Annotated in this window: 21 protein-coding genes and 1 riboswitch; of the genes, 8 read left to right on the forward strand and 13 right to left on the reverse strand. The window is 65.9% G+C overall.

All coding sequences use genetic code 11. The annotated features are described in order from the left end of the window. Positions 1 to 12: 12 nt before the first annotated feature. The 8 genes from QNJ30_16730 to thiO all read right to left on the reverse strand — a co-directional run bounded on the left by QNJ30_16730 (position 13) and on the right by thiO (position 8,258). On the reverse strand, positions 13 to 531 hold the full coding sequence (locus QNJ30_16730) for a polymer-forming cytoskeletal protein (protein ID MDJ0945116.1): 519 nt from the start codon (positions 529 to 531) through the stop codon (positions 13 to 15). Next, positions 515 to 2,128 (reverse strand): peptidoglycan DD-metalloendopeptidase family protein, encoded by a 1,614-nt coding sequence (locus QNJ30_16735; protein MDJ0945117.1) that lies wholly within the window; start codon positions 2,126 to 2,128, stop codon positions 515 to 517. The genes QNJ30_16730 and QNJ30_16735 overlap by 17 nt, the downstream gene beginning before the upstream one ends. 496 nt (positions 2,129 to 2,624) lie before the next feature. Next, positions 2,625 to 4,514: an adenylyl-sulfate kinase gene (cysC, locus tag QNJ30_16740; protein ID MDJ0945118.1), complete on the reverse strand. Its 1,890-nt coding sequence runs from the start codon at positions 4,512 to 4,514 to the stop codon at positions 2,625 to 2,627. Between the two features lie 8 nt (positions 4,515 to 4,522). Continuing rightward, the gene (gene cysD, locus QNJ30_16745; protein MDJ0945119.1) at positions 4,523 to 5,317 is read right to left on the reverse strand and encodes a sulfate adenylyltransferase subunit CysD; all 795 of its coding nucleotides are present in this window, start codon (positions 5,315 to 5,317) and stop codon (positions 4,523 to 4,525) included. Positions 5,318 to 5,417: 100 nt separating this feature from the next. After that, positions 5,418 to 6,035: a thiamine phosphate synthase gene (locus QNJ30_16750; protein MDJ0945120.1), complete on the reverse strand. Its 618-nt coding sequence runs from the start codon at positions 6,033 to 6,035 to the stop codon at positions 5,418 to 5,420. A gap of 17 nt (positions 6,036 to 6,052) precedes the next feature. After that, entirely contained in the window at positions 6,053 to 6,835 is a 783-nt protein-coding gene (locus QNJ30_16755; protein ID MDJ0945121.1) for a thiazole synthase, read from the reverse strand. 29 nt (positions 6,836 to 6,864) lie between these two features. Then, complete coding sequence (thiS, locus tag QNJ30_16760; protein ID MDJ0945122.1) at positions 6,865 to 7,074, reverse strand: sulfur carrier protein ThiS; 210 nt, start codon at positions 7,072 to 7,074, stop codon at positions 6,865 to 6,867. Beyond that, the gene (gene thiO, locus QNJ30_16765) at positions 7,074 to 8,258 is read right to left on the reverse strand and encodes a glycine oxidase ThiO (protein MDJ0945123.1); all 1,185 of its coding nucleotides are present in this window, start codon (positions 8,256 to 8,258) and stop codon (positions 7,074 to 7,076) included. The genes thiS and thiO overlap by 1 nt, the downstream gene beginning before the upstream one ends. Continuing rightward, positions 8,250 to 8,364: riboswitch (TPP riboswitch) on the reverse strand. It overlaps the preceding gene by 9 nt. Before the next feature lie 147 nt (positions 8,365 to 8,511). On the opposite strand from thiO, the gene QNJ30_16770 reads away from it, so the two are divergent. Further along, entirely contained in the window at positions 8,512 to 9,132 is a 621-nt protein-coding gene (locus tag QNJ30_16770) for a glutathione S-transferase N-terminal domain-containing protein (GenBank protein MDJ0945124.1), read from the forward strand. Between the two features lie 139 nt (positions 9,133 to 9,271). Here the strand turns inward: QNJ30_16770 and QNJ30_16775 are convergent, their stop codons facing one another. Next, positions 9,272 to 9,484 (reverse strand): hypothetical protein, encoded by a 213-nt coding sequence (locus tag QNJ30_16775; protein MDJ0945125.1) that lies wholly within the window; start codon positions 9,482 to 9,484, stop codon positions 9,272 to 9,274. Positions 9,485 to 9,706: 222 nt separating this feature from the next. On the opposite strand from QNJ30_16775, the gene QNJ30_16780 reads away from it, so the two are divergent. The 5 genes from QNJ30_16780 (at position 9,707) to QNJ30_16800 (ending at position 14,583) form a co-directional block, all read left to right on the forward strand. Continuing rightward, positions 9,707 to 10,564: an FkbM family methyltransferase gene (locus QNJ30_16780; GenBank protein MDJ0945126.1), complete on the forward strand. Its 858-nt coding sequence runs from the start codon at positions 9,707 to 9,709 to the stop codon at positions 10,562 to 10,564. Positions 10,565 to 10,799: 235 nt separating this feature from the next. Next, a complete protein-coding gene (locus QNJ30_16785; GenBank protein MDJ0945127.1) occupies positions 10,800 to 11,672 on the forward strand; it encodes a hypothetical protein in 873 nt (290 codons plus the stop codon). Between the two features lie 145 nt (positions 11,673 to 11,817). After that, positions 11,818 to 11,946: a hypothetical protein gene (locus tag QNJ30_16790; protein MDJ0945128.1), complete on the forward strand. Its 129-nt coding sequence runs from the start codon at positions 11,818 to 11,820 to the stop codon at positions 11,944 to 11,946. 1,357 nt (positions 11,947 to 13,303) lie between these two features. Next, positions 13,304 to 13,642 carry a GYD domain-containing protein gene (locus QNJ30_16795; protein ID MDJ0945129.1) on the forward strand — a complete coding sequence of 113 codons (339 nt, stop codon included), beginning with the start codon at positions 13,304 to 13,306 and terminating at the stop codon, positions 13,640 to 13,642. Between the two features lie 254 nt (positions 13,643 to 13,896). After that, entirely contained in the window at positions 13,897 to 14,583 is a 687-nt protein-coding gene (locus tag QNJ30_16800) for a CheR family methyltransferase (protein MDJ0945130.1), read from the forward strand. A 214-nt stretch (positions 14,584 to 14,797) separates the two neighbouring features. Here QNJ30_16800 and QNJ30_16805 read toward each other — a convergent pair whose 3' ends face one another. Next, positions 14,798 to 15,790, reverse strand: a complete 993-nt coding sequence (locus QNJ30_16805) for a radical SAM protein (protein MDJ0945131.1) — start codon at positions 15,788 to 15,790, stop codon at positions 14,798 to 14,800. Positions 15,791 to 15,950: 160 nt separating this feature from the next. On the opposite strand from QNJ30_16805, the gene amrS reads away from it, so the two are divergent. Continuing rightward, the gene (gene amrS / locus QNJ30_16810) at positions 15,951 to 17,099 is read left to right on the forward strand and encodes an AmmeMemoRadiSam system radical SAM enzyme (GenBank protein MDJ0945132.1); all 1,149 of its coding nucleotides are present in this window, start codon (positions 15,951 to 15,953) and stop codon (positions 17,097 to 17,099) included. A gap of 256 nt (positions 17,100 to 17,355) precedes the next feature. On the opposite strand, the gene QNJ30_16815 is transcribed toward amrS, so the two are convergent. The 3 genes from QNJ30_16815 to QNJ30_16825 all read right to left on the reverse strand — a co-directional run bounded on the left by QNJ30_16815 (position 17,356) and on the right by QNJ30_16825 (position 20,322). Then, a complete protein-coding gene (locus QNJ30_16815; GenBank protein MDJ0945133.1) occupies positions 17,356 to 17,829 on the reverse strand; it encodes a MucR family transcriptional regulator in 474 nt (157 codons plus the stop codon). Between the two features lie 222 nt (positions 17,830 to 18,051). Continuing rightward, positions 18,052 to 19,944, reverse strand: a complete 1,893-nt coding sequence (gene ftsH, locus QNJ30_16820) for an ATP-dependent zinc metalloprotease FtsH (protein MDJ0945134.1) — start codon at positions 19,942 to 19,944, stop codon at positions 18,052 to 18,054. Between the two features lie 84 nt (positions 19,945 to 20,028). Continuing rightward, positions 20,029 to 20,322 carry a hypothetical protein gene (locus QNJ30_16825; GenBank protein MDJ0945135.1) on the reverse strand — a complete coding sequence of 98 codons (294 nt, stop codon included), beginning with the start codon at positions 20,320 to 20,322 and terminating at the stop codon, positions 20,029 to 20,031. Positions 20,323 to 20,635: 313 nt separating this feature from the next. Here QNJ30_16825 and QNJ30_16830 point away from each other — a divergent pair, with 313 nt between their 5' ends. Then, positions 20,636 to 20,983 carry a hypothetical protein gene (locus QNJ30_16830; GenBank protein ID MDJ0945136.1) on the forward strand — a complete coding sequence of 116 codons (348 nt, stop codon included), beginning with the start codon at positions 20,636 to 20,638 and terminating at the stop codon, positions 20,981 to 20,983. Positions 20,984 to 20,995 lie beyond the last annotated feature (12 nt).

Genomic DNA, 20,995 nt, shown 5'->3' on the forward strand with positions numbered 1-20,995 from the left:
GAAGGGGGCGGCTCAGCCGGCCAGCGGCGCGGCGCCGTCGCCCTCCTTGCCGTTGGCCTTGGGACTGCCGGGCTTGCCGGCGTCGTCCTTGACACTGCCGTCCTCCGTCTTGAGCAGCGAGACCTTCGGCCCCGAACCGTTGCCGGCGCCTCGGCCGGCGCTCATGTGGCGGCAGTTGCCTTCGAGGTAGGCGCCGGTCTCGACCGAGAGCTTCTCGTGGACCACGTCGCCGATCACCCGGGCGGTCTCGGCGACGATCACGGACTTCGCCTTGACCTCGCCCTCGACCGTGCCGCAGATGCGCGCGTCGTCGGCCGAGACCGAGCCCTTGATCTTGGCGTTGATGCCGACCGTCAGGCTCTGGCTCTCGACGTCGCCTTCGATGACGCCGTCGATCTGCAGATCGCCGTCCGAGCGGAGGTCGCCAACGACCCGGAGGTCGGAGCTGATAATGGAGGGGATGCCGCCCTTGCCGGCAGCGGGGGCAGAGCTGCCGCCCAGACGCGCGTCGGATTTATCCCTTGAAAACATTTCGGCCTGCCTTGAGGAAGTTCATCGGATCAACAACTTTGCCGTCCACGCGGATCTCGTAGTGGACGTGCGGCCCCTTGCTTCGGCCCGAGCTGCCCTGCATCCCGAGCTTGTCCCGGAAGGCGACGCTCTGCCCGACCTTGACGTAGATCTTGCGCATGTGCGCGACGCGGGTGCGGATACCGTAGCCGTGGTCGACCTCGACCATGCGCCCGTAGCGGCCGTACCAGCCGGCGTAGACGACCTTGCCCGGCGCCGTCGCCAGGACGTTCGCGCCGATCGGCGCGGCGAAGTCCAGGCCGTTGTGGCGGGCCCGGCGGCCGTTGATCGGGTCGCGCCGGACCCCGAAGCCGCTGGTCAGACGGTAGTCGTCGACCGGCGCCGCCAGGGGCAGCGAGCCCATGACCTGCTGGAGGGCCTCCCAGCGGTTCATGTGGGCGTCCAGAGAGGCGATGGAGAACTCCTGCGGCGGATGGTCGGCAATCTCGCTGCCTGCCATGCCGGCCTCTGCGGGCACGAAGGGGCCGCCCTGGCCGCCGGCAGCGGTGGGCATGCGCGCCAGCAGCTTGTCGGGGTTGAGGCCGGCCGTCTCGATGGCCGACTCCAGGATGCCGATGCTCTCGCGGGTCTGCGTGGTAAGTCGTGCGACCACGCCATGCTGGTTCTCCTGCAGCGAGACCAGGCGCGCCTCGAGGCCGGTCACCTCGCCGATCAGCTCGTCGCGCTCCTTGGTCAGCTCGCTGCCGAGGGCAACGGCTTGATCTAGGTCCGACTCCAGGCCAAGCACCTCGCCCTCAAGCTGGGCTTCCCGCTCGCGGGCGTTCAGCAGGTTAGCCTGCAGGCGGCCCATCTGGACCGAGAGGGCCAGCTGGGCGGCGCTGAGCTGGGTCCGGTCGGCCTTCGTCTTGCCGAGCTCGCTCTGCAGACGGCTCACGGTCGCTTCAAGTCCGCGCTTGCTGGTCTCGGTCGACTCCAGGCGGTCGGTGACGCTGCTCAGCTGCTCGGCGATGCGATCCCGCGCCTTCTTGATCTGCGCCCGCTCCGCCTCGGTCACTTCGAGCAGCGACCGGATCTGGGCGATCTGGTCCTTGATCCGCGCGCCCACTTCGCCTTGGCCTTTGGCCTCGCGCAGGGCCACGCGCAGCTGCCGGTCGATGTCGCTTCGGGCGGCGACGATGCGGTCGCGTGCCGAATTGGAGCGCGCGATGCGCCGTTCGATCTCCGCCTTGTCGAGCACCCCGGCCCGCTCGTCCTCCATGAGGTTGAGCAGAAAGGCCTGGTTGTCCTCGAGGCTTTCGATCACCCGCGCGTACTGCGCGTGATAGTCGTTGATCTGCTGAAGCAGGTCGACGTAGGCCAGGCGCGACTGCTCGATCTGGCGGTCCTTGGAATCGACGATGCTCTCGTGCAAGACGGTCTTGACCGAGGCGTAGAAGACCCAGAGCCCGGCTGCACACAGGGTCGCCGCCGCAAACATCTGGATCCTGGAGCCGAGCCGCAGGTAGCGAACCTGCCCGTCCACCCGCAGATAGAATTCCCGTTCGACGAAACAGCGCCGCAAGAAGGCGCGAAACCTGCTCTCCGCCTGCCTCTGCATATCCTTCGGTCCCTACCCTCTCAAGACTCCGCCCTTGTCTTCGGCCCGCGCCGACAGTGCGCCGCTTCCTCGGGACTTCGCGATCGGACCGGCGGTATGCCGAGGCTCCTGTCCGACAGGATCCTTGTGCCAGTACGCTCGCGGTTTTGGACCGGATGCCCCCCGGTGCCAGGCGTCCCGCAGCCAGCCGAGACAGGGGATTATCCCTCTCTCCTGGCGCCAAGACTAGGGTCTAATCGTTTTAAATACCCTTAACCCTGAGACAAAGGGTCGAGGGATTTCAAAGGACTAGGCAAGACTTGCCGGCAGCGGAAAGCCAGGGATTCCCTGCATCCCGATGGTTAACCGCTTCGCAACCACCGCAACCGCCCGGCGAGCCGCGGCAGGCACCGGTCGATTTGGTCGGCTTTCGCGCTCTGCCAGTCATCGAGGCCCGCTCGGAATCCCATTGCGGAGCATGAGAGCGGGCCGCGTCGCCGGCCGGGGCCAGTGGGCCTCAGCCCTCCTTTGCCCTGAAGGTCCGCTCGACGTATTCGACGATCTCCTCGACGCAGCCGGCAATGTCGGACTTCGCCGTATCGACCACCATCTCGGGGGCGGCCGGCGGCTCGTAGGGCGCCGAGATCCCGGTAAACTCTGCGATCTCGCCGGACCGGGCCTTTTTGTAGAGGCCCTTGGGATCGCGTTGCTCGCAGGTCGCGAGGTCGGCCTTGACGTAGACCTCGTGGAACAGTCCCGGAGCCGCCGCCCGGGCGCGGTCCCGGTCGGCCTGATAGGGCGAGATGAAGGCGGTGATGCAGACCAGGCCGGCGTCCGCGAAGAGCGCCGCCACCTCGCCGATCCGGCGGATGTTCTCGGCGCGGTCGTCGGGCGAGAAGCCGAGATTCTTGTTCAGCCCGCGGCGTACGTTGTCGCCGTCCAGCACGTAGACTTGGAGGCCGCGCTTGAACAAGCGCTGCTCGACTTCCATCGCCAGGGTCGACTTGCCGGCGCCGGAAAGCCCGGTGAACCAGAGGACGCCGCCGGTGTGGCCGTTGACCTGTGCGCGGCTGTTGGTCTCGACGCTGTGTTCGACGCTGTAGATGTTGGTCGACTTGACCGTCATCACGCTGCGTTGGTCGGGATAGCCCTCCAGCGAGATCACGCCGCCGGCGACGGTGTCGTAGCCGTCGATCAGGACGCAGCGGCCGGTCCGGGGACTGCGAGCGTACTCGTCCAGGGCCAGGACCTCGCGGCTGCGCAGGACCAGGGTGCCGACGCCGTTGCGCTCCAGGGTCTCGGCCTGGCCCTTGGCCAGGGAATTGGTGTCGATGACGCCGTCCAGCGCCTCGACCCTGACCCGCGCCTCGCGGGTCGCCAGCTTCACCTTGAGGCTGTCGCCGACCTTGAGCGGCTTGCGGCCGAGCCAGAACAGGGTGGTCCGGAAGACGTTGGAGAGGCTCGGCGGGCTGAACTCGTGGCTGGCGATCTCGCCGCGCTCGACGAAGACCTGCTGGTCGAGAGTGATGCCGACCGACTGCCCGGCACTGGCCGAGACCGGCTTGGGGTCGACGTTCCAGGCCTCGATCGAGCGGACCCGGGCAGTCTTGTTCGAGGGCGAGAACACGAGGGTGTCGCCGACCCGCAGCACCCCGGTCTCGATGCGCCCGGCGATGATCCGGCGGTCGTCGAACTTGTAGACGTCCTGCACCGGGAAGCGCAGGGGCTGATCGACCGGCGCCGAGGCCGACTGCAGGCGGTCGAGGGACTCCAGCACCGTCGGGCCGTCGTACCAGGGCATCTTGGCCGAAGGCTTGGCGATGTTGTCGCCCTCCCGTGCCGAGATCGGCACGATGAAGTTCGGCTCGATGCCCAGCTTGCCCAGGTACTCGGTGACCTCGTCCGAGACGGTGGCGAAGCGCTGGCGGTCGTAGTCCACCAGGTCCATCTTGTTGATCGCGACGGTGACCTGGCGGATGCCCAGCAGGTAAAGCAGGTAGCCGTGGCGCTTGGTTTGCTCCTGCACGCCCTCGCCGGCGTCGACCACCAGGACCGCCGCCTCGGCGTTGGCGGCGCCGCTGATCATGTTCTTGATGAACTCGTGATGGCCCGGCGCGTCGATGATGACGACGTCGCGCTTGAAGGTGCGGAACCAGATCCGCGTCGTATCGATGGTGATCGCCTGATCGCGCTCGGCCTGAAAGGCGTCGAGAACGAAGGACCACTCGATCGGCATGCCGCGCTTGGCGCTGACCGCCTTCAGCTCCTCCAGCTTGCCCTCGGGCAGGGAATCCGTGTCGTGGAGCAGCCGGCCGATCAGGGAGGACTTGCCGTGGTCGACGTGACCCACGATGACCAGATGGAGCGGCTGCTGGATTGCCGGCAGGATGGATCGCTTGTCAGCCATGGCGCGCCTCACATGTATCCGGTGGCCCGAAGCTGCTCGAAGGCATCTTCGGACTCGTGGTCCATGGCCCGGCCCGCCCGCTCGGGCGCCTTGGTCGTCTCCAGCTCCTCGATGATCTCGTCGATCGTCGAGGCCTTGGACTCGATGGGAAAGGTGATGTCCTTGTCCCCCAGCGAGCGGTAACGCTTGCCGTCCTTCGCGAAGTAGAGCGGCACCAGGGGAATCGCCTCGCGCTTGATGTAGCGCCAGATGTCGATCTCGGTCCAGTGCAGCAGCGGGTGGATGCGCAGGTGCGTGCCCGCCGGGAAGTCGGTCTTGAACTGGTCCCAGAACTCCGGCGGCTGGTCGCGGAAGTCCCACTCGCCGCTTTCGGCGCGCGGGCTGAAGACCCGCTCCTTGGCGCGGGTAGCCTGCTCGTCGCGCCGGATGCCGGCGATAATGCCCTGAAAGCCGTGCTTCTCGATCGCCGCCTTGAGGCCCAGGGTCTTGCGCTCGGCGCTGCGCCGCGCCGGCGGCAGCTCGGCATCGACCACCTCCAGCGGCGGACAGTCCTCAACCAAGAGCTCCAGCCCCCACTCCTTGGCGTAGCGCTCCCGGAACGCGTACATCTCCTCGAACTTCATGCCGGTGTCGACGTGCATCAGGGGGAAGGGGACCTTGCCGAAGAAGGCCTTGCGGGCCAACCAGACCATAACGTTGGAATCCTTGCCCAGGGACCAAAGCATGGCCAGGGGCCGGATGCGGTTGTAGGCCTCACGGAGGATGAAGACCGACTGGGCTTCCAGTTCGTCGAGATGCTGCATGGCCGAATTGTCTGCTGTTTTGGGATTGGCCGGGGCGATAACCCTTTTGGACCGCTGAGGCAACCGATTTCGACGGCCCCGGCCATGCGCCCCGAGCATGTCAGCCGTGAGCGACTTCCAGCGCGCTGCGGAGGGCACTAACCACACGGCCCGGGTCCGATGCCCGCATGACCGGCCCCATGACCGCGACCCCCAGGGCACCCGCCCGCAGGCAGTCCGCCGCCGTCGCGACGGTGACGCCGCCCAAGGCGACGGCCGGACAGGGCGCCCGGCGGACCAGGGCGCGCAGGCCCTCGGTCCCGAGCACCGGCCCGTAGTCCGGCTTGCTGGCGCTCGGGAAGACGGGGCTGACCGTCACGTAGTCGGCGCCCGCGGCCGCGGCGAGCTCCGCGTCGTCGTGGGCCGAGATCCCGATCAGGGCCTCCGGCCCGAGCCCTTCGCGCGCCCGGGCGACGCTGGCGCCGGACGGCAGATGGACGCCGGCGGCTCCGGCTTCCTTGGCCGCCTCGGGCGTGCCGTGCAGGGTCACGCAGGCGCCGTAGCGTTCGCCGAGAGCCACCAGGCCGGAAAGCAGCTCGAGGCAGACCCCGGCAGGGAGGTCCTTCTCGCGCAGGGACAGCCAGCGCGCGCCGGCCCCGAAGGCCGCTTCGGCGATGTGCAGCAGGTCATAGGTTGCCTGGCGCCGGTCGGTGATGATCAGCAGCGGCGGGGCCGGCAAGGCCCGGCGCCCGGGCCTCACGAGCCGATGAGGCCGAGCTGCGGGCTGGAGGCCTCGGCGTGCCTGAGGCGCGGGATCCGCCCGGCCCGCCGAGCCGCGTAGCCCGCCCGCACGGCGTCGCGCATGGCGGCGGCCATCGCCACCGGGTCGCGGGCCCGGGCGATGGCGGAATCGATCATCACCGCATCGCAGCCGAGCTCCATCGCCAGGGCCGCGTCGGAGGCGGTGCCGATCCCGGCGTCCAGGACCACCGGCACCGGGCTCTGCGTGCAGATCAGCTCGATGTTGTAGGGATTGCAGATCCCCTGGCCGGAGCCGATCGGCGCGCCCAGCGGCATGACCGCCGCGCAGCCCAGGTCGGCGAGCTTCTGGCAGAGCACCGGGTCGTCGGTGCAGTAGGGCAGCACGGTAAAGCCCTCGGCCACGAGCTCGCGGGCCGCCGCCAGCAGCTCCTCGGCGTCGGGATAGAGGGTCTCCCGGTCGCCGATCACCTCCAGCTTGACCCAGTCGGTCTCCAGCGCCTCGCGCGCCAGCTGCGCGGTCAGGACCGCATCGCGGGCGGTCGCGCAGCCGGCTGTGTTGGGCAGCAGCAGGCAGCGGTCGCCAAGGAGATCGAGCATCGACTCGGCATAGCCGTCCAGGCTGATCCGGCGGATCGAGACCGTCACCACGCCGGCGCCACTGGCCTCCAGGGCGTCGAGCAGAACCTGCTGGTTGGGGAAGCGCGCCGAGCCCAGGATCAGCCGGGATTCCAGGCTGTGCTTGCCGAGGGTCAATCGGTCGCTCTCGCTCTTGCTCATGCCTATCACTCCTGCCTCTCCACCGCGGCTCAGCCGCCGGCAAAGGGCTTCACGATCTCGACCCGGTCGCCGTCGGCCAGGCTCCACTGCGCCCAGTCGCGGCGCGGCACGACCGTGCCGTTGACCGCGACGGCCACACCCCGCGCCCGGGGATCGACCCCCGACCCCTGCAGCAGCTCGACCAGGTTGGCCGCCGAGAGGGGCGCGGGCTCACCGTTGACCAGGATGGTCGCGGCCATCAGTCACCGCCCGCCGCCTGGCGCGGCCGCTCTTGCTTCGGCTGGAACCGTGCCAAGGTGAAGCCTCGGATCGCCTCCGGCACGCCGCCATCCAGGATCGCCCGGCTGACATAGTCCGCGGTCGCCGGCGCCAGCAGGATCCCGTTACGGTGATGTCCGGTCGCCAGGTAGAGGCCCTCGATGGGCCCCGGACCGAGGATCGGCGCGTCGTCGCGGCTGGTCGGCCGGAAGCCGACCCACATCTCGGCGATCGGCAGCTCTTCGATCGCCGGGACCGCCCGCCAGGCCGCCTCCAGCACGCTGAAGACCCCGCCAGCCGTCAGGCTGTCGTCGAAGCCGCGTTCCTCGACCGTGCCGCCGACGATCAGGCGGCCGTCGCCGCGCGGCACCATGTAGATCCGGGGCGCCCAGAGGACGTGGCGCAGCAAGGGCTCGGCCGGGTCCATCGACAGGGCCAGCATCTGGCCCTTGACCGGACGCACCGGCGGCCGCAGGGCCTCGGGCAGGCCTTCGATCTGCCGGGACCAGGCGCCGGCGGCGAGCACCACCGCCTCGGCGGCGACGCTCCGGTCGTTCACGACGACCCCGGCGGCGTGCCCGGCCGCGGTCTCGATGGCGGTGACGGCCGCCTGCTCCTGCAGCTCGCCGCCGGCTCGCAGGAAGGCCTCCTTCAGGGCCAGCACCAGCAGGCGGTTGTCGACCTGGTGGTCGCGCGGGCTGTAGACCGCCGCGGGCGCGCTGGTTCTGAGATAGGGCTCGCGGGCGCGCGCCTCGCCGCCGCTCAGCCACTCGAGCTCGATCCCCAGGCCGCGCTGGAAATCGTAGTTAAAGCGCAGCTCCTCGACGTCGTCGCGGTTGAGCGCGGCCACCAGAGTCCCCTCGTCGCGGTAGCCGATGCTCCGGCCGCTGGCGGCTTCCAGGTCACGCCTGAAGGCCGGCCAGAGCCTCTGGCTTTCGAGGGTCAGCCGCAGCAGCGGCTCCTCCCCGGGCTCGCACTCGACCCCCGCGGCCAGCATGCCGGCCGCCGCCCAGGAGGCACCCTGCCCGGCGCTGCCGCAGTCGAAGACGGTGACGTGGCAGCCGGCCTCGGCGAGCCGCCAGCCAATGCCGAGTCCGCAGACGCCAGCGCCGATCACGGCGACCCTGGGGCCGCCGGAAGCATCGTAAGGTCTGGAACCCGTCATCGAGAGGCTCCCTTCGCTGGCATGATCCAGATCAGGTTCTGTGGGTGTGCTCTCAGCCGGCTCCGCGGTTCCAGATCTTCCGCGGCCGGCACCCCAGCCTAGTGCGTCAGATAAGTGTAACGCAGTCCGGCCGCAAGGTGCCAGAAGGAAGCGCGCGCAGCTCCGGCTGGATCATCGCCCCGCCGCGCCTGTAGAGTGGCGATCCGGCCAAGAAGGTCGGCAAACATAGGAAAACATCGGAAGGGAGTCGCGCGTGACCATCGAGCTGTATACCTGGAGCACCCCCAACGGCCGGAAGGTCTCAATCGCCCTGGAAGAGATGGACCTCGCCTACAACGTCCATCCGGTCAACATCACCAAGGACGAACAGTTCGACCCGGACTTCCTGAAGATCAGCCCGAACAACAAGATTCCCGCAATCGTCGATCCGGACGGGCCGGAGAGCGGGCCCTTCGCGCTCTTCGAGACCGGCGCGATCCTGATCTACCTGGCCGAAAAGACCGGACGCTTCCTGCCCAAGGACGCCAAGACCCGGCACCTCTGCATGCAGTGGCTGATGTGGCAGATGGGCGGCTTCGGGCCGATGCTGGGCCAGGCCCATCACTTCCGCCGCTTCGCGCCCGAGCGAATCCCCTACGCGGTCGACCGCTACACCAAGGAGACGGCCCGGCTCTATCGCGTGCTCGACGGCCGCCTGGCCGAGGCCGCCTATCTCGCCGGAGACTACACCATCGCGGACATGGCGACCTATCCCTGGGCGGCCCGCCACGAATGGCAGGGCATCGCCCTGGAAGACTATCCGAACGTCAAACGCTGGTACGATGGGATCGCAGCACGCCCGGGCGTGGCACGCGGGATGGTGGTGCCCGCCTAGAGCACGATGATTTGAGGTCGAAGCGACCTCATATCTGAATCGTGCTCTTGATGTTGAAGGAAAGCGGGCTTCAGATTTGAAGCCGATTCAGCTTCAAATCATCCCGCTTTAGCCGGACGCGGGATGGCACGCGAAGGGATCAGTGGGCGGCGCGGGGACGGCCGCGGGACCGCTTGGGAAAGCTGACCACCGCGCCGGGATCGGGCCGGCCAGCCAGGGCGAGGAGCTCGCCGCGGCACTGCTCCAAGGCCGACAGCTCGCGGGCATCTTCCCGATCGTAGATCTCGACACAGCTGAGCTTGATCTCGACGAGATCGATCAGGGTCTCCAAAGTGCGCTTCGACAGGGTCATCTGAACCCCTCCCTTGCGAGGTCTCTCTCGGCGAAAAGTCTGCAAGGTTTTTCGCTAAAATAGCGTGAAGCGAAAGTTCCCAGCGGGTTAACCCATTCGACGACCCGGCGAGGTCGCCCGGCCGGACCGTGCCAAAGGCGCTTGAAGCGCAGGCTCAAGCGGCGGCGCGGCACCCCCTTTCCGGTTTGACAAGAACGCCGAGCTTGCTGCAGCCTCACCGCCATGATCCGTCTGCTGGGCAAGGCTTTCAGGCAGTTGCGCCGGCTGGTGCAGATACTGCTGATCGATGTCGGGGTCATCGATCGCTCCTTTCAGATCTTTCCGCTGCCCTCCTGGCGTTCGATCAACCTCCTGCTCAGGAAGCGGGATGCCACGGGACAACCTTGGCACCGCATCAAGCTCAAGCGGCGCATCGACTGGTTCACCTTCGAAGAGATCTTCATCAGGGAATGCTATGACCTGAGACGGCTTCAGCGATGGCCGGACCTGGCCGACGCCTATCGCTCGATCCTGTCCGAGGGCCGGACCCCGCTGATCATCGACGCCGGCGCCAACGTGGGCCTGTCGTCCTACTATTTCCGGGCGCTTTTCCCGGAGTCCCTCGTCGTGGCACTGGAGCCGGAGCCGTCGAACTTCAGCCTCTTGAGCGAAACTCTGAAGGACGCTCCTTCGACGCTCTGCCTGAAGGCCGGCCTGGCCGGAGCCGACGGTAACCTGGCGGTCGTCGACAGCGGCCTCGGGCCGCGCGGCTTTCGCACGACCGGCGCCGGCCTCGAGGAAGGCGGAGCCCCCTGCGGAGACGGTGTCCCCGGGTTCTCCGTTCCCAGCCTCATCGCGAAGGCGGAAGAGCAAGGTCCGACCACCCCCTTTCTGATCAAGATCGACATCGAGGGATTCGAGCAGGAGGTGTTCTCGGCCAACACGGACTGGATCGATGCCTTCCCTGTTCTGATCATCGAACTGCACGACTACATGTTGCCCTCGACGGCCAATTCTCAGGCCTTCCTGAAGGCGATTTCCTCTCGCAGTCGCGACTTCGTTCACATCGACGAAAACATCTTCAGCATCCGGAACGGGTAGGCACCGCCACGACATCGGTCGAGCTCGGTGCAGCCAGACCGCGTCAGATGTTCCTATAGCGCTCGACCGGACTCGCTTTGGCGGAGACCGAATCGCTGGCCGCGGCAGATCGGCGGACCCGTTTCGCGATCGTCGAACAAGGCCAAAGGACGGCCGGCCTCAAGACTGGCTCCTTTTGCGCGCACGTTTTTTGCAGTCTGCTAAGCTCGGCAAACGCTCTCCGGGGAGACACAGCGTGCTGAACACAACCACGGTGATTGCGGAAGCCTTCGGCAAGAAGCTGGCTTCGACGTTCCGCCACTACTACGGCGATCGCAACGCCGACCTCGCGACGCTCCTGGACGCCAGCGCAAGGCTCTTGATCGAGCGGATCGGGACCAGCGACGCCCTCTATCACAACGTGGAGCACACGCTCTTCGTCACTCTGGTCGGCCAGGAAATCCTCCGCGGCCGGTTGCTCCACCAGCCCGTCCAACCAACCGATTGGGTCCACTTCATGTTCGCCTTGCTGTGCCACGACATCGGCTATGTGCGCGGCGTCTGCGCGGCCGACGACAAGGACAGCGCGGTGATCGACGAAGACGGCGGACGGCTGCGCATCCCGCGCGGCGCCAGCGATGCCGTCCTGACCCCCTACCACGTGACCCGCGGCAAGATCTTCGTCCGGGAGCGCTGCAGCGAGGAAAGCGAGCTGGACGGCGATCGTTTGGCCCGCGCCATCGAGCTGACCCGTTTCCCGGTGCCCGACGATCACGACCACAAGGAGACCGATACCGAGGCCGGCCTGGTCCGGGCCGCGGATCTCATCGGCCAGTTGGCCGATCCACGCTATCCGCAAAAGCTGACCGCCCTGTTCCACGAGTTCGCTGAGACCGGTACGGCCGAGCGTCTGGGATACTCCAGCCCCGCGGACCTCGTCGAAGACTATCCGAGGTTCTACTGGTCCTCCGTGGAACCCTATATCGGCGAGGCCCTGCGCTACCTCGACGTGACCTCGGAAGGCAAGCAATGGATCGCCAACCTCTACAGTCACGTCTTCGCGGTGGAACACAAGAAGCTGTCCGCCGGCCCTCACCTGGGCCGCCCGTCGTTCGAAAGCTCTCCCTGACGGCCATCGCCGCGGCCGCAGCGCGCCGCCATTTCGGGTGCAGGCCTCGAGCCGGGCAGGCTTTGGTGGCGATTGCCTTCGTGTTATCATTTAAAAGGGGGGTTTAGGGCATTGATTTCGCGGCCTTGAATCGGGGAGAGCCATCATGGCAATGCAGTCGTTCAGGGCGATTTCGGCGCTCGTTCTGGGCCTGTCGCTGTCGTCCGGCCTGGCGGCCGAGGAGCCGGCGCAGGATGCGATACCGTCCCGCATGCAGACGGGCACCAATATCTAGATGGAGGCCGCCTTCAGGCAGTTCGACACCCACCTTGCGGACTGCACCAAGACCCATGGCTAAGACCCTGACGATGCCGCCGACAAGGGCGAGTACGAGCTGGGACCCGGCGAGGACGAATGGCGGGCTTGTGCCTATGAGGGCGTCGAGAAGATCCTCATCCCTAATTCGCGCTCCCCAGAGCTCTACAGGACCTTGATCAACACCCACAGGATCCTGACCACGCAGATGCAACGGGGAGCCGTGACGCGGAGCGAGCGGCGTTCCAGGATCGACGAACTCCTGCTCGAGATCCAGCTGGCGGAGGCGAAGGAGATGCCGCCTGACTCGGGAACGCCCAGAGAGAGCAAAGCGAGCCGCGACGCGAGGATGCGCAACCAACTGCAGCCGCTTCGCAGTCTCGGCCTCCTCAAGGCCGGCGCAACGAATCGGCGGCCCTTGACCGGGAAGCGCGAGCCTCGGATTTCGTCATGTCGCCACCGGCCTCGGTCAGGCCACTCACGTCCCTCCCCAGGAGTCGCGGGCGCGCCAGCCGACCGCCCTGCTTACCGGCAAATGCGCCTTGACGGCGCGCGGCACCGCGGCGGAGCCACTGACCTCGCATACGTCGTGGACGAAGCCGCTCTTGCGGAGGGCTGGCCGAGTGGCCAAAGGCAGTTGTTTGCTAAACCGAATAGAGCCTTCACCGAAGATCACTGTCCGTCATCACGGCTAGGGAAATTTGCGCTTTTGAGCCTGGCCGGCCATATCGCCTCAACCTTTTCTCACGCCTATTCCCCTCTTTTCGGTCCCGATTCGGGTGCCAATTTTCGGGATCAGGTACAAAATCCAAAGCAGCAAACGGGGTGCCCCGGAACACCGCTACGGGACGCCCTGACCTTCGCCCGGGGGCGGTCTTCGGATCCTCGAGCAAAATGACCTTTCGCAGGCACGCGACAGAAAGATCGTGCCCAGGCGGTCACATCGGGCAACTCACTGTGACCACGAGCTTGCGGTCGGATCCAATTCTGGCAGGAAGGTGGCTGGCGGATCGAATTGGGTGCCAGCGATGCCGGGTGACTGGCACTGGCTATGCCTTGCCCTCCACACCATGCCCGCAGCAGGGCCGGTCCATCAACAGCGTCGGAAATCAGAGCGTGGGCGAAACGGTCAGGCCCTGTCTCCGGAAGTGTTTGGTGACAGCCAGCCACAGAGAGGAACGACCTCAATGCGTTCGATCTGCCGATGCTCTCGCTGTCCTAGGACAGTGATAACGGTCCCAAGCTTGACGAGGATCATGTCCGGATGAAGTTCGCCCGAGCACCTTCGGGGAGTAGGACCGAAGATTCCCCTTGCCACAAAGAAGGACGGAACGATCATGTCGACCTTCATCATGCTGACCCGTCTGACGCACGGCGCGCTGTCCTCGCCGAGTTCTCTCGAAAATTTGGAGCGCGAGGTTATGGACCGCATGCGCGCTGAATGCCCCGAAGTGGAATGGCTGAGCAGTTATGCGGTTCTAGGACCCTGCGACTATCTCGACGTCTTCCAGGCGCCGGACATCGAGACCGCGACCAAGGTCGCCACGATCGTGCGAACCTTCGGTCACGCCGATACCGAGATCTGGGCAGCCACCGAATGGGATCGCTTCAAGGAGCTGGTGCGCTACCTTCCACCTGCTAAGACGGAGGCCAGCGCCGAACCATCCGAGACCTGACCCGGGAAGGCGTAGAGCTTACTGTTTTGCTAGTCTGCCTCGGCGACACGATGACCGCAGACGGTGGGATGGACTGGTGCGTGGCCGTGGAGGGAAACCACAATCGGACCGAGACCGCGAGCCGGGTCTCGTCAGCCGATTGCACGACTTTTCTGCAGTGGTCCCTGCCCCGGTTGGGCTTCCGCTGGGCCGGATACCGTAAGGTCCGTCGCCAGGTTTGCAGACGGCTCCGCCGGCGGCTCAAGGCGCTGGGCTTGCCGGACCTCGCGGCCTACAGGGAGCATCTGGAGCGCGACGCAGCGGAATGGCAGGTGCTGGATGGACTCTGCAGAATCACGATCAGCCGCTTCTACCGCGACCGAGGGGTCTTCGATCAACTCAGGGCCGAGGTGCTGCCGGCACTCTGCCGAGACCTCCAGCACGCGGGAGAGAGAACGCTCAGCTGCTTGAGCCTCGGCTGCTGCGGCGGGGAAGAGCCCTTCACGCTGCAGTTCATCTGGCATTTCAAGCTGGCGCAGCGCTTCCCCGACATGAACCTAGAGATCCTCGCCACGGACAGCGATCCCCAGAGCCTGGCCCGGGCCGCGCGAGGCCGCTACAGCGCGGGCAGCTTGAAAGATCTCCCGCGGGAATGGCGCGACGCGGCCTTCGATGCCGATGGCGAAGTCTATAGCCTGCGGCGCGAGTTCCGACGCGCAATCAGGTTCCTGGAACTTGATTTGCGTGACGGGATGCCGGCCGGGATGTTCCACCTCGTTCTTTGCCGCAACCTGGTCTTCACCTACTTCGACAAAGACCGGCAGCTGCGAAGCGCCGCCGATCTTGCCGCGCGGATGCCTGGGGGCGGCATCCTGGTGCTGGGCAAGCACGAGCGCCTCCCAGTGGATTGTCCGGGGTTCGAGATCCTCTCCGCGCACAACGCTATCTTCAGGAGGCTTTAGGGCAAGGGCTTCGCGGTCAAGCGCCCAGCCGATCCGGGCCCGGCAGGTTGACGCAAGAGCAGCCTGCGTTCATTCGAACGCAGATAAGCTGCTCTATCTATATGGAATAGATCAAATTATCTGCGCTCGATTGAGTCCAATTGAGCGCAGTTTGATCTAGCCCCGGAATCCTCGCTGTTGTGAATACACGCGGTCATCAATGCCGCATCGGGGCTCAGTACCTGAGAAATCGCCAGCTGGCCGCCGAACGTTCGTCCAAGCGTTCGAGGCCGTATCGCGCCGCCGCGTTCCGCGCCTCGTCGAACTCGGCGCGGCTGATCCTCCGGCTGATCTCGGGGTGGTCGTCGGCCCGATAGCAGGGCCGATATTGATCCATGAGATTGATGTAGGTGTTGCATGAGACCTTCTCGGCCAGAAAGCGCAGCACCTCTTCGCTTCCGGCGATCTGCCCGGGCAGGACCAGATGGCGCACGAGAAGACCGCGCCGCGCCAGGCCGTCGTCCCCGATGACAAGGTCGCCGACTTGGCGATGCATCTCGAGCACCGCGGTCTGGTTGGCCTCGACGTAGTCGCGTACGCGGGAATACTTCCGGGCCAGGACGGGATCTCCGTACTTCATGTCCGGCATGTAGATATCGATCACGCCGTCCAGCAGGGCGAGCGCCTCGCGGCTGTCGTAGCCGCTGGTGTTGTAGACCAAGGGAAGTCTGAGCCCCTGCTCCGCCGCGATTTCCACGGCGGCCAAGACTTGAGCGACGACATGACTCGGGCTGACCAGGTTGATGTTGTGGCAGCCTTGCTCCTGCAAGGATAGCATCATGCCGGCGAGCTCTTCGGCGGAAACTTCCCGGCCCTGTCCCTTCCAGCTGATCTCCCAGTTCTGGCAATAGACGCAGCGCAGGTTGCACCAGGAGAAGAAGATCGTGCCCGAGCCATTCCAGCCGCGCAGACAGTCCTCTTCCCCATGGTGTGGTCCGAAGGAATGGACGACCGCGTTCTTTCCTGTTCGGCACACCGCCCCCTTGACATCGGCGATGCGATCCACGTGGCAGTAGCGGGCGCAGAGGTCGCAGTCCTTCAGGTGATCTCTCGCCGCGGCGACACGGTCGGGCAGCTCGCTGGAGCCCCGCAGCGCAAGATAGCCGGCTTCGAAGGCTCTCGATTTCGGCCCCTGTGCCGAGGCACTCCGATAGAGCGGGGCGATCACGGAATTCTCCTTCGGTCTTCCTTCCGGCCCGAAACCGGGCCGTCGGCATATGGCCCGGCGCCACGCTAAATCTAGCCCTATGGCAGAACCAATGGTCTTGACCTGGGTCAAAGCCGCCCCTGCGAGCTCAGCAAAGACTGGTCTTTGGCGAGGACACGAGATGACAAGGGCGAAGGCAGACACACAACGGATCCCGCCCTCCGTATACCCGACCAGGTATTGGCACAGCCTGGCCGACGGGCGGGTGCAGTGCGACCTCTGTCCGCGCCACTGCAAGCTTCACGAAGGCCAGCAGGGTCTCTGTTTCATACGGGCCTGTCGGGACGGCGAGATCGTCCTGACCAGCTATGGCCGCTCGAGCGGCTACTGCATCGACCCGATCGAAAAGAAGCCTCTGAATCACTTCCTGCCGGGCACGCCGGTTCTCTCCTTCGGCACCGCGGGCTGCAACCTGGCCTGCCGTTTCTGCCAGAACTGGGACATCAGCAAGTCGCGCGAGATCGATACCCTCGCCGACCAGGCGATGCCCGAAGTCATCGCCTTGGCCGCGCGGTCGCTGGGCTGCCGATCCGTCGCCTTTACCTACAACGACCCCGTGATCTTCCATGAATACGCGATCGACGTCGCGCAGGCCTGCCGCGCCTTCGGCATCAAGTCGGTGGCGGTCACCGCCGGCTATGTCTGCCCAGAGCCGCGGGCGGAGTTCTACCGCGAAATGGACGCCGTCAACGTCGACCTGAAGGCCTTCACCGAGCGCTTCTACAATCGGATCTGCAGCGGCCACCTCGACGCGGTGCTCGACACCCTGGTCTACATCAAGACCGAAACCAAGGTCTGGCTGGAGATCACAAACCTGCTGGTTCCGGGCGAGAACGACTCCGATGTGGAGATCGACCGGATGACCGCCTGGGTCGTCGAGCATCTCGGCCCGGACGTGCCCATGCATTTCTCCGCCTTCCATCCGGAGTGGAAGATGCTGGACAGACCGCGAACGCCGACGACGACGCTGTCCCGCGCCCGCGACATCGCCCGCAGCAACGGCGTGCGTTACGCCTATACGGGAAACGTTCGCGATATCGAGGGTGAAACGACCTATTGCCACGCCTGTGGCGCGGCTCTGATCCGCCGTGACCGCTATCGGATCCTCGATTGGCGGCTGACCGAGGGCGGTGGCTGCCCGGACTGCGGAAGCCGCTGTGACGGCGTGTTCGAAGCGCGGCCGGGCGACTGGGGAGCGAGGACCCAACTGGTCCGACTGAGCGACTGGGCCGAGGTACCCGGCGTGACGTCAGCCTTCGGCTGGCCCTAGAGCACGATGACATGAGGTCGGATCGACCTCTTGTCTGAATCGTGCTCTAGATCAAACTGCGCTCAATTGGACTCAATTGAGCGCAGATAATTTGATCTATTCCATATAGATAGAGCAGCTTATCTGCGTTCGAATGAACGAAGGCTGCTCTGGTCTTTTGAAAGAAAGCGATATTCAGACATGAAGCTGGACCGGCTTCATGTCATCCCGCTCCAGATCGATCCTTTCGAGATCTGGAGAGCGAGGCTGAGCCCCGTCAGGCGACCTGGCTGAGGTCACCGCCTTTGGATTCCGGTACTGAGCGTGGCTTACGACCGCGCCCCGCCTTGGTGCCAAGGCCGTGCCGCTTAGCAAGGGCGGCACGAGCGGCAGCGTACCCCGGTGCGGCCATCGGGTAGTCGCGACGCAAGCTCCATCTCGCCCGATAGGAGTCCGGGTCCAGGCCATGGGCCGTCCGGAGATGGCGCGTCAGAGACCTGAAGCGCCGACCGTCTTCCAGACAGACGATGTATTGCCGCCTGACGGATTGCCGGATCGGTACGGCCGGATCCGGCGCGCGCTCTGTGAGGGTCCTTTCGCGTTGTGATGCCGTCATCAGGGTGTCCCAAACCGAAGAGATCAGGGACGGCAGTCGCTCCGCCGCGACCCTGTTCTTGCCCACGTAGGCTGCAACGATCACGCTCGTCATCCGGGTCACTTCGCGGTGGCCTTCTTGTTCTTTGTTCTCCATCAGCTTTGTCCTTTCGGTGTAAGATCTTGGCGTTCCTGTTCTGGATGTAGAACCTCTGACACGCGCTGCAATGCCAAGGGCAAGCGGCATTGAACCCCTCTCTGGCGGGTCAGACCGCGCGGTCCGTCGAGAAAACCTGAAATGATCCGGGGCGCCGGCGCGGCCCATTTGCCCCGGTCGGCCCTTCAGGAACTGGCGCCAAGTACAGGCACCAGATTCCTGCTATTCCGCGCCGCTTACCAGTTGCTGCGCGTCCTCATCCGAGATCGCCCTGTCCGGAGCGGACCCCAGGCAGGCGGCGATTTCGGCACGGTCGAGGGTTTCCTTGGCTTCTAGCGCGGCGACAAGGCGCCGCAGGCCCTCCTCGTGCGTGCGGATCAGCCCCCCGGCGCGCTCTTCCGCTTCGCGAAGCAGTTCGTGCACGGCGGCGTCGACCTCGTGGGCGGTTGTCTCGCTGAATCGTCGCGGCTGCGCGATTTCGCGGCCCAGGAAGGGGTGCTCGTCGCTCTGACGCAGATCGACCGGGCCGACCTCGTCCGCCATGCCCCAACGCGCCACCATGGCCCGCGCCAACTGCGTCGCCTGCTTGATGTCGTCGTCGGCACCGGAGCTTACGGTCTTCAGAAGCTCCTTCTCGGCGGCCCGGCCGCCCAGCATCACCGCAAGACGGTCCTTCAGGTAGTCCTCGGGCAGGGTGTGGCGCTCTTCCTCCGGGAGCATATGGGTGCCGCCCAGGGCGCGTCCGCGCGGGATGATCGTCACTTTGTAGATCGGATCCGCCTTGGGCAGGAAATGGGCAACGGTCGTGTGTCCCGCCTCGTGAACCGCCAGCCGGTAGCGTTCCTCGGGCTGGATCGCCAGGGTCCGCACCGAGCCCATCATGATCTTGTCGCGCATCTCGTCGAAGGCCCGCATGCTCACCTGGGCGGCCCCTTGCCGGGCCGCCAGCATCGCGGCCTCGTTGACCAGGTTCTTGATGTCAGCGCCCGAGAATCCCGGCGTGCCCGCCGCGATTGTCTCCAGGTCGACGTCGCTCGCCAGGGGGGTCTTGCGCGTATGCACCTTGAGAATCTCTTGCCGCGCTTTCTTGTCCGGCAGCTCGAGCGTGACATGGCGGTCGAAACGGCCGGGGCGCAGCAGCGCCGGATCCAACACATCGGGGCGGTTCGTCGCCGCCAGGACGATGACCGCCTCGTGGCCTGCGAAGCCGTCCATCTCGGCGAGGATCTGGTTGAGGGTCTGCTCGCGCTCGTCGTGGCCGCCGCCGAGTCCGGTGCCGCGGACCCGGCCGACGCTGTCCAGCTCGTCGATGAAGATGATACTGGGCGCCCGTTTCTTGGCTTCCTCGAACATTTTGCGCACCCGCGAGGCGCCGACGCCGACGAACATCTCGATGAACTCGGACGCGGAAATGTGAAAGAAGGGTACGCCGGCCTCGCCGGCCAAGGCCCGGGCCAGAAGCGTCTTTCCGGTCCCGGGCGGGCCCATCAGCAGGACGCCACGGGGCGGCTCGGCGCCCAAGCGGGTGTAGCGCCCCGGATCCTTAAGAAAATCGACGAGCTCGGAGACCTCCCGCTTGGCGTTGTCCTGGCCGGCAACGTCCTCGAAGGTAACCTTCTTGCTTCGCTTCTCCTCCTTGGTGGCCGAGCCGGCGAGGAAATCCGGGATGTCGCGGCCGCCGAAGCGGCCCAGCATGCCCTTCTGCATGCGGCTCCAGAACCAGAGGTAGATTCCGATCAGCAGCAGCCAAGGCAACATGCCGTAAAGCAGGTTCAAGGGCCCGTCGCCGTCGGAGCGCAGGCTTCGGATTTGGACGCCCTTCTCTTCGAGCAGCGGTAGTAACTCCGGATCGCCGATACCGGGGATCCGCGATCGAACCTCGGCAGCCGTCTGGCCGAGCGGGCCGACGGGACGGGCCTCCACGAGGATGGCGTCGACGGCGTTTCCGCGGAAGGTGACCTGCGAAAGCTCGCCATCGGCGGCCAGCTGCTTGAACTCGCTGTAGGAGACGTCGGCGACGCGCCGCGGAGCCCGCTCCGGCCAGCCGACGAAGAGCACCAGGAAGACGGCCAGCGTCGCAATCGTGACCAGCAGCCAGTTAGGTATCTTCTTCATTGCGTCCAGATCCAAGCGGCCGGCAGGCCGGTCACGTTTCCGATCCGCGCGGCACGATCATCCCAGGCGGCCCCTGCTCGGGCCTCAGTGATCGTACCCCTGGGTGATGATATAGGCGAGTACGTTGCCTTGCTCCTCGGGCCAAAGGCGAAATGTGGGCATGGGCAAATGCAGCTCGGACATGAAGCGGCGCAGATAGGCGAGGTCCTTGTTCGGGTCCTTGGCGATCTCCCGAAAGCTGGGGGCGCCGCGGTCGGGGATCGTCTCCTGATCCGCCGAAACCAGGTGGCATTCCGCGCACCATTGCAGCGCCACTCTCTTGCCCTTTTCCGGACTGCCGACGGTCTCGGCGGGCTGGCAGGCGGCAAGGCTGGCCAAGAGACAGATTAGGGAAACACCCAGTCGCTCTCGCCGAAGATCGATGTCGCTCCGGATAGCCCGACCTTTCCTCACCTTATTGGTTGCGAAGTTTACGGCGGCTTCTCCTTCCCCGCGGCTCGCCTGTCGGACGATAGCGTCGTCGGGGTCTAATCCGGGGGCCAGAGTTGATGCAGTCCATTGGCCAGGCCAAAGCGCCCGTCATTTGACGCCGACGGGGTGTTCACGACCTTGCGCCACATCAAGGAAAACCGAAGCCCTGGCCTGGAGGATGAAGATCCAGGTCGATGGCCCATCAGAGGGAGCTCCTGCCATGACGATCGCGTCTTCGAGCAAGGTCGTTCCGATCCTCGTCACCGTCTTGGCCCTCGCCTCCTTCCGATTCGCGAGCGCGGCCGGCGATGCCGACCAAGCGAAGGGAATCATCGCAGAGCACTGCGCCGACTGTCACGCGGTCCCCGGTTATGGCGAAGGCGGCAGTCCGGCCCTCGAGGCCCCGCCGCTGCAGGTCTTCGCAGACGATCCCACGACCTACAGCGAGGAAAGGCTGCGTACCTCGCTCCGCCAGCCGCACTGGCCGATGAGCCAGTTCCGGCTCTCCGCGACGGACATCGATAACATCCTCGCCTTCATTGCCGAGCTGAAAGGCGGCGCCAGGTAACCGCACCGGCCT

This window comes from Kiloniellales bacterium, assembly GCA_030066685.1.
Lineage (GTDB): Bacteria > Pseudomonadota > Alphaproteobacteria > Kiloniellales > JAKSBE01 > JAKSBE01.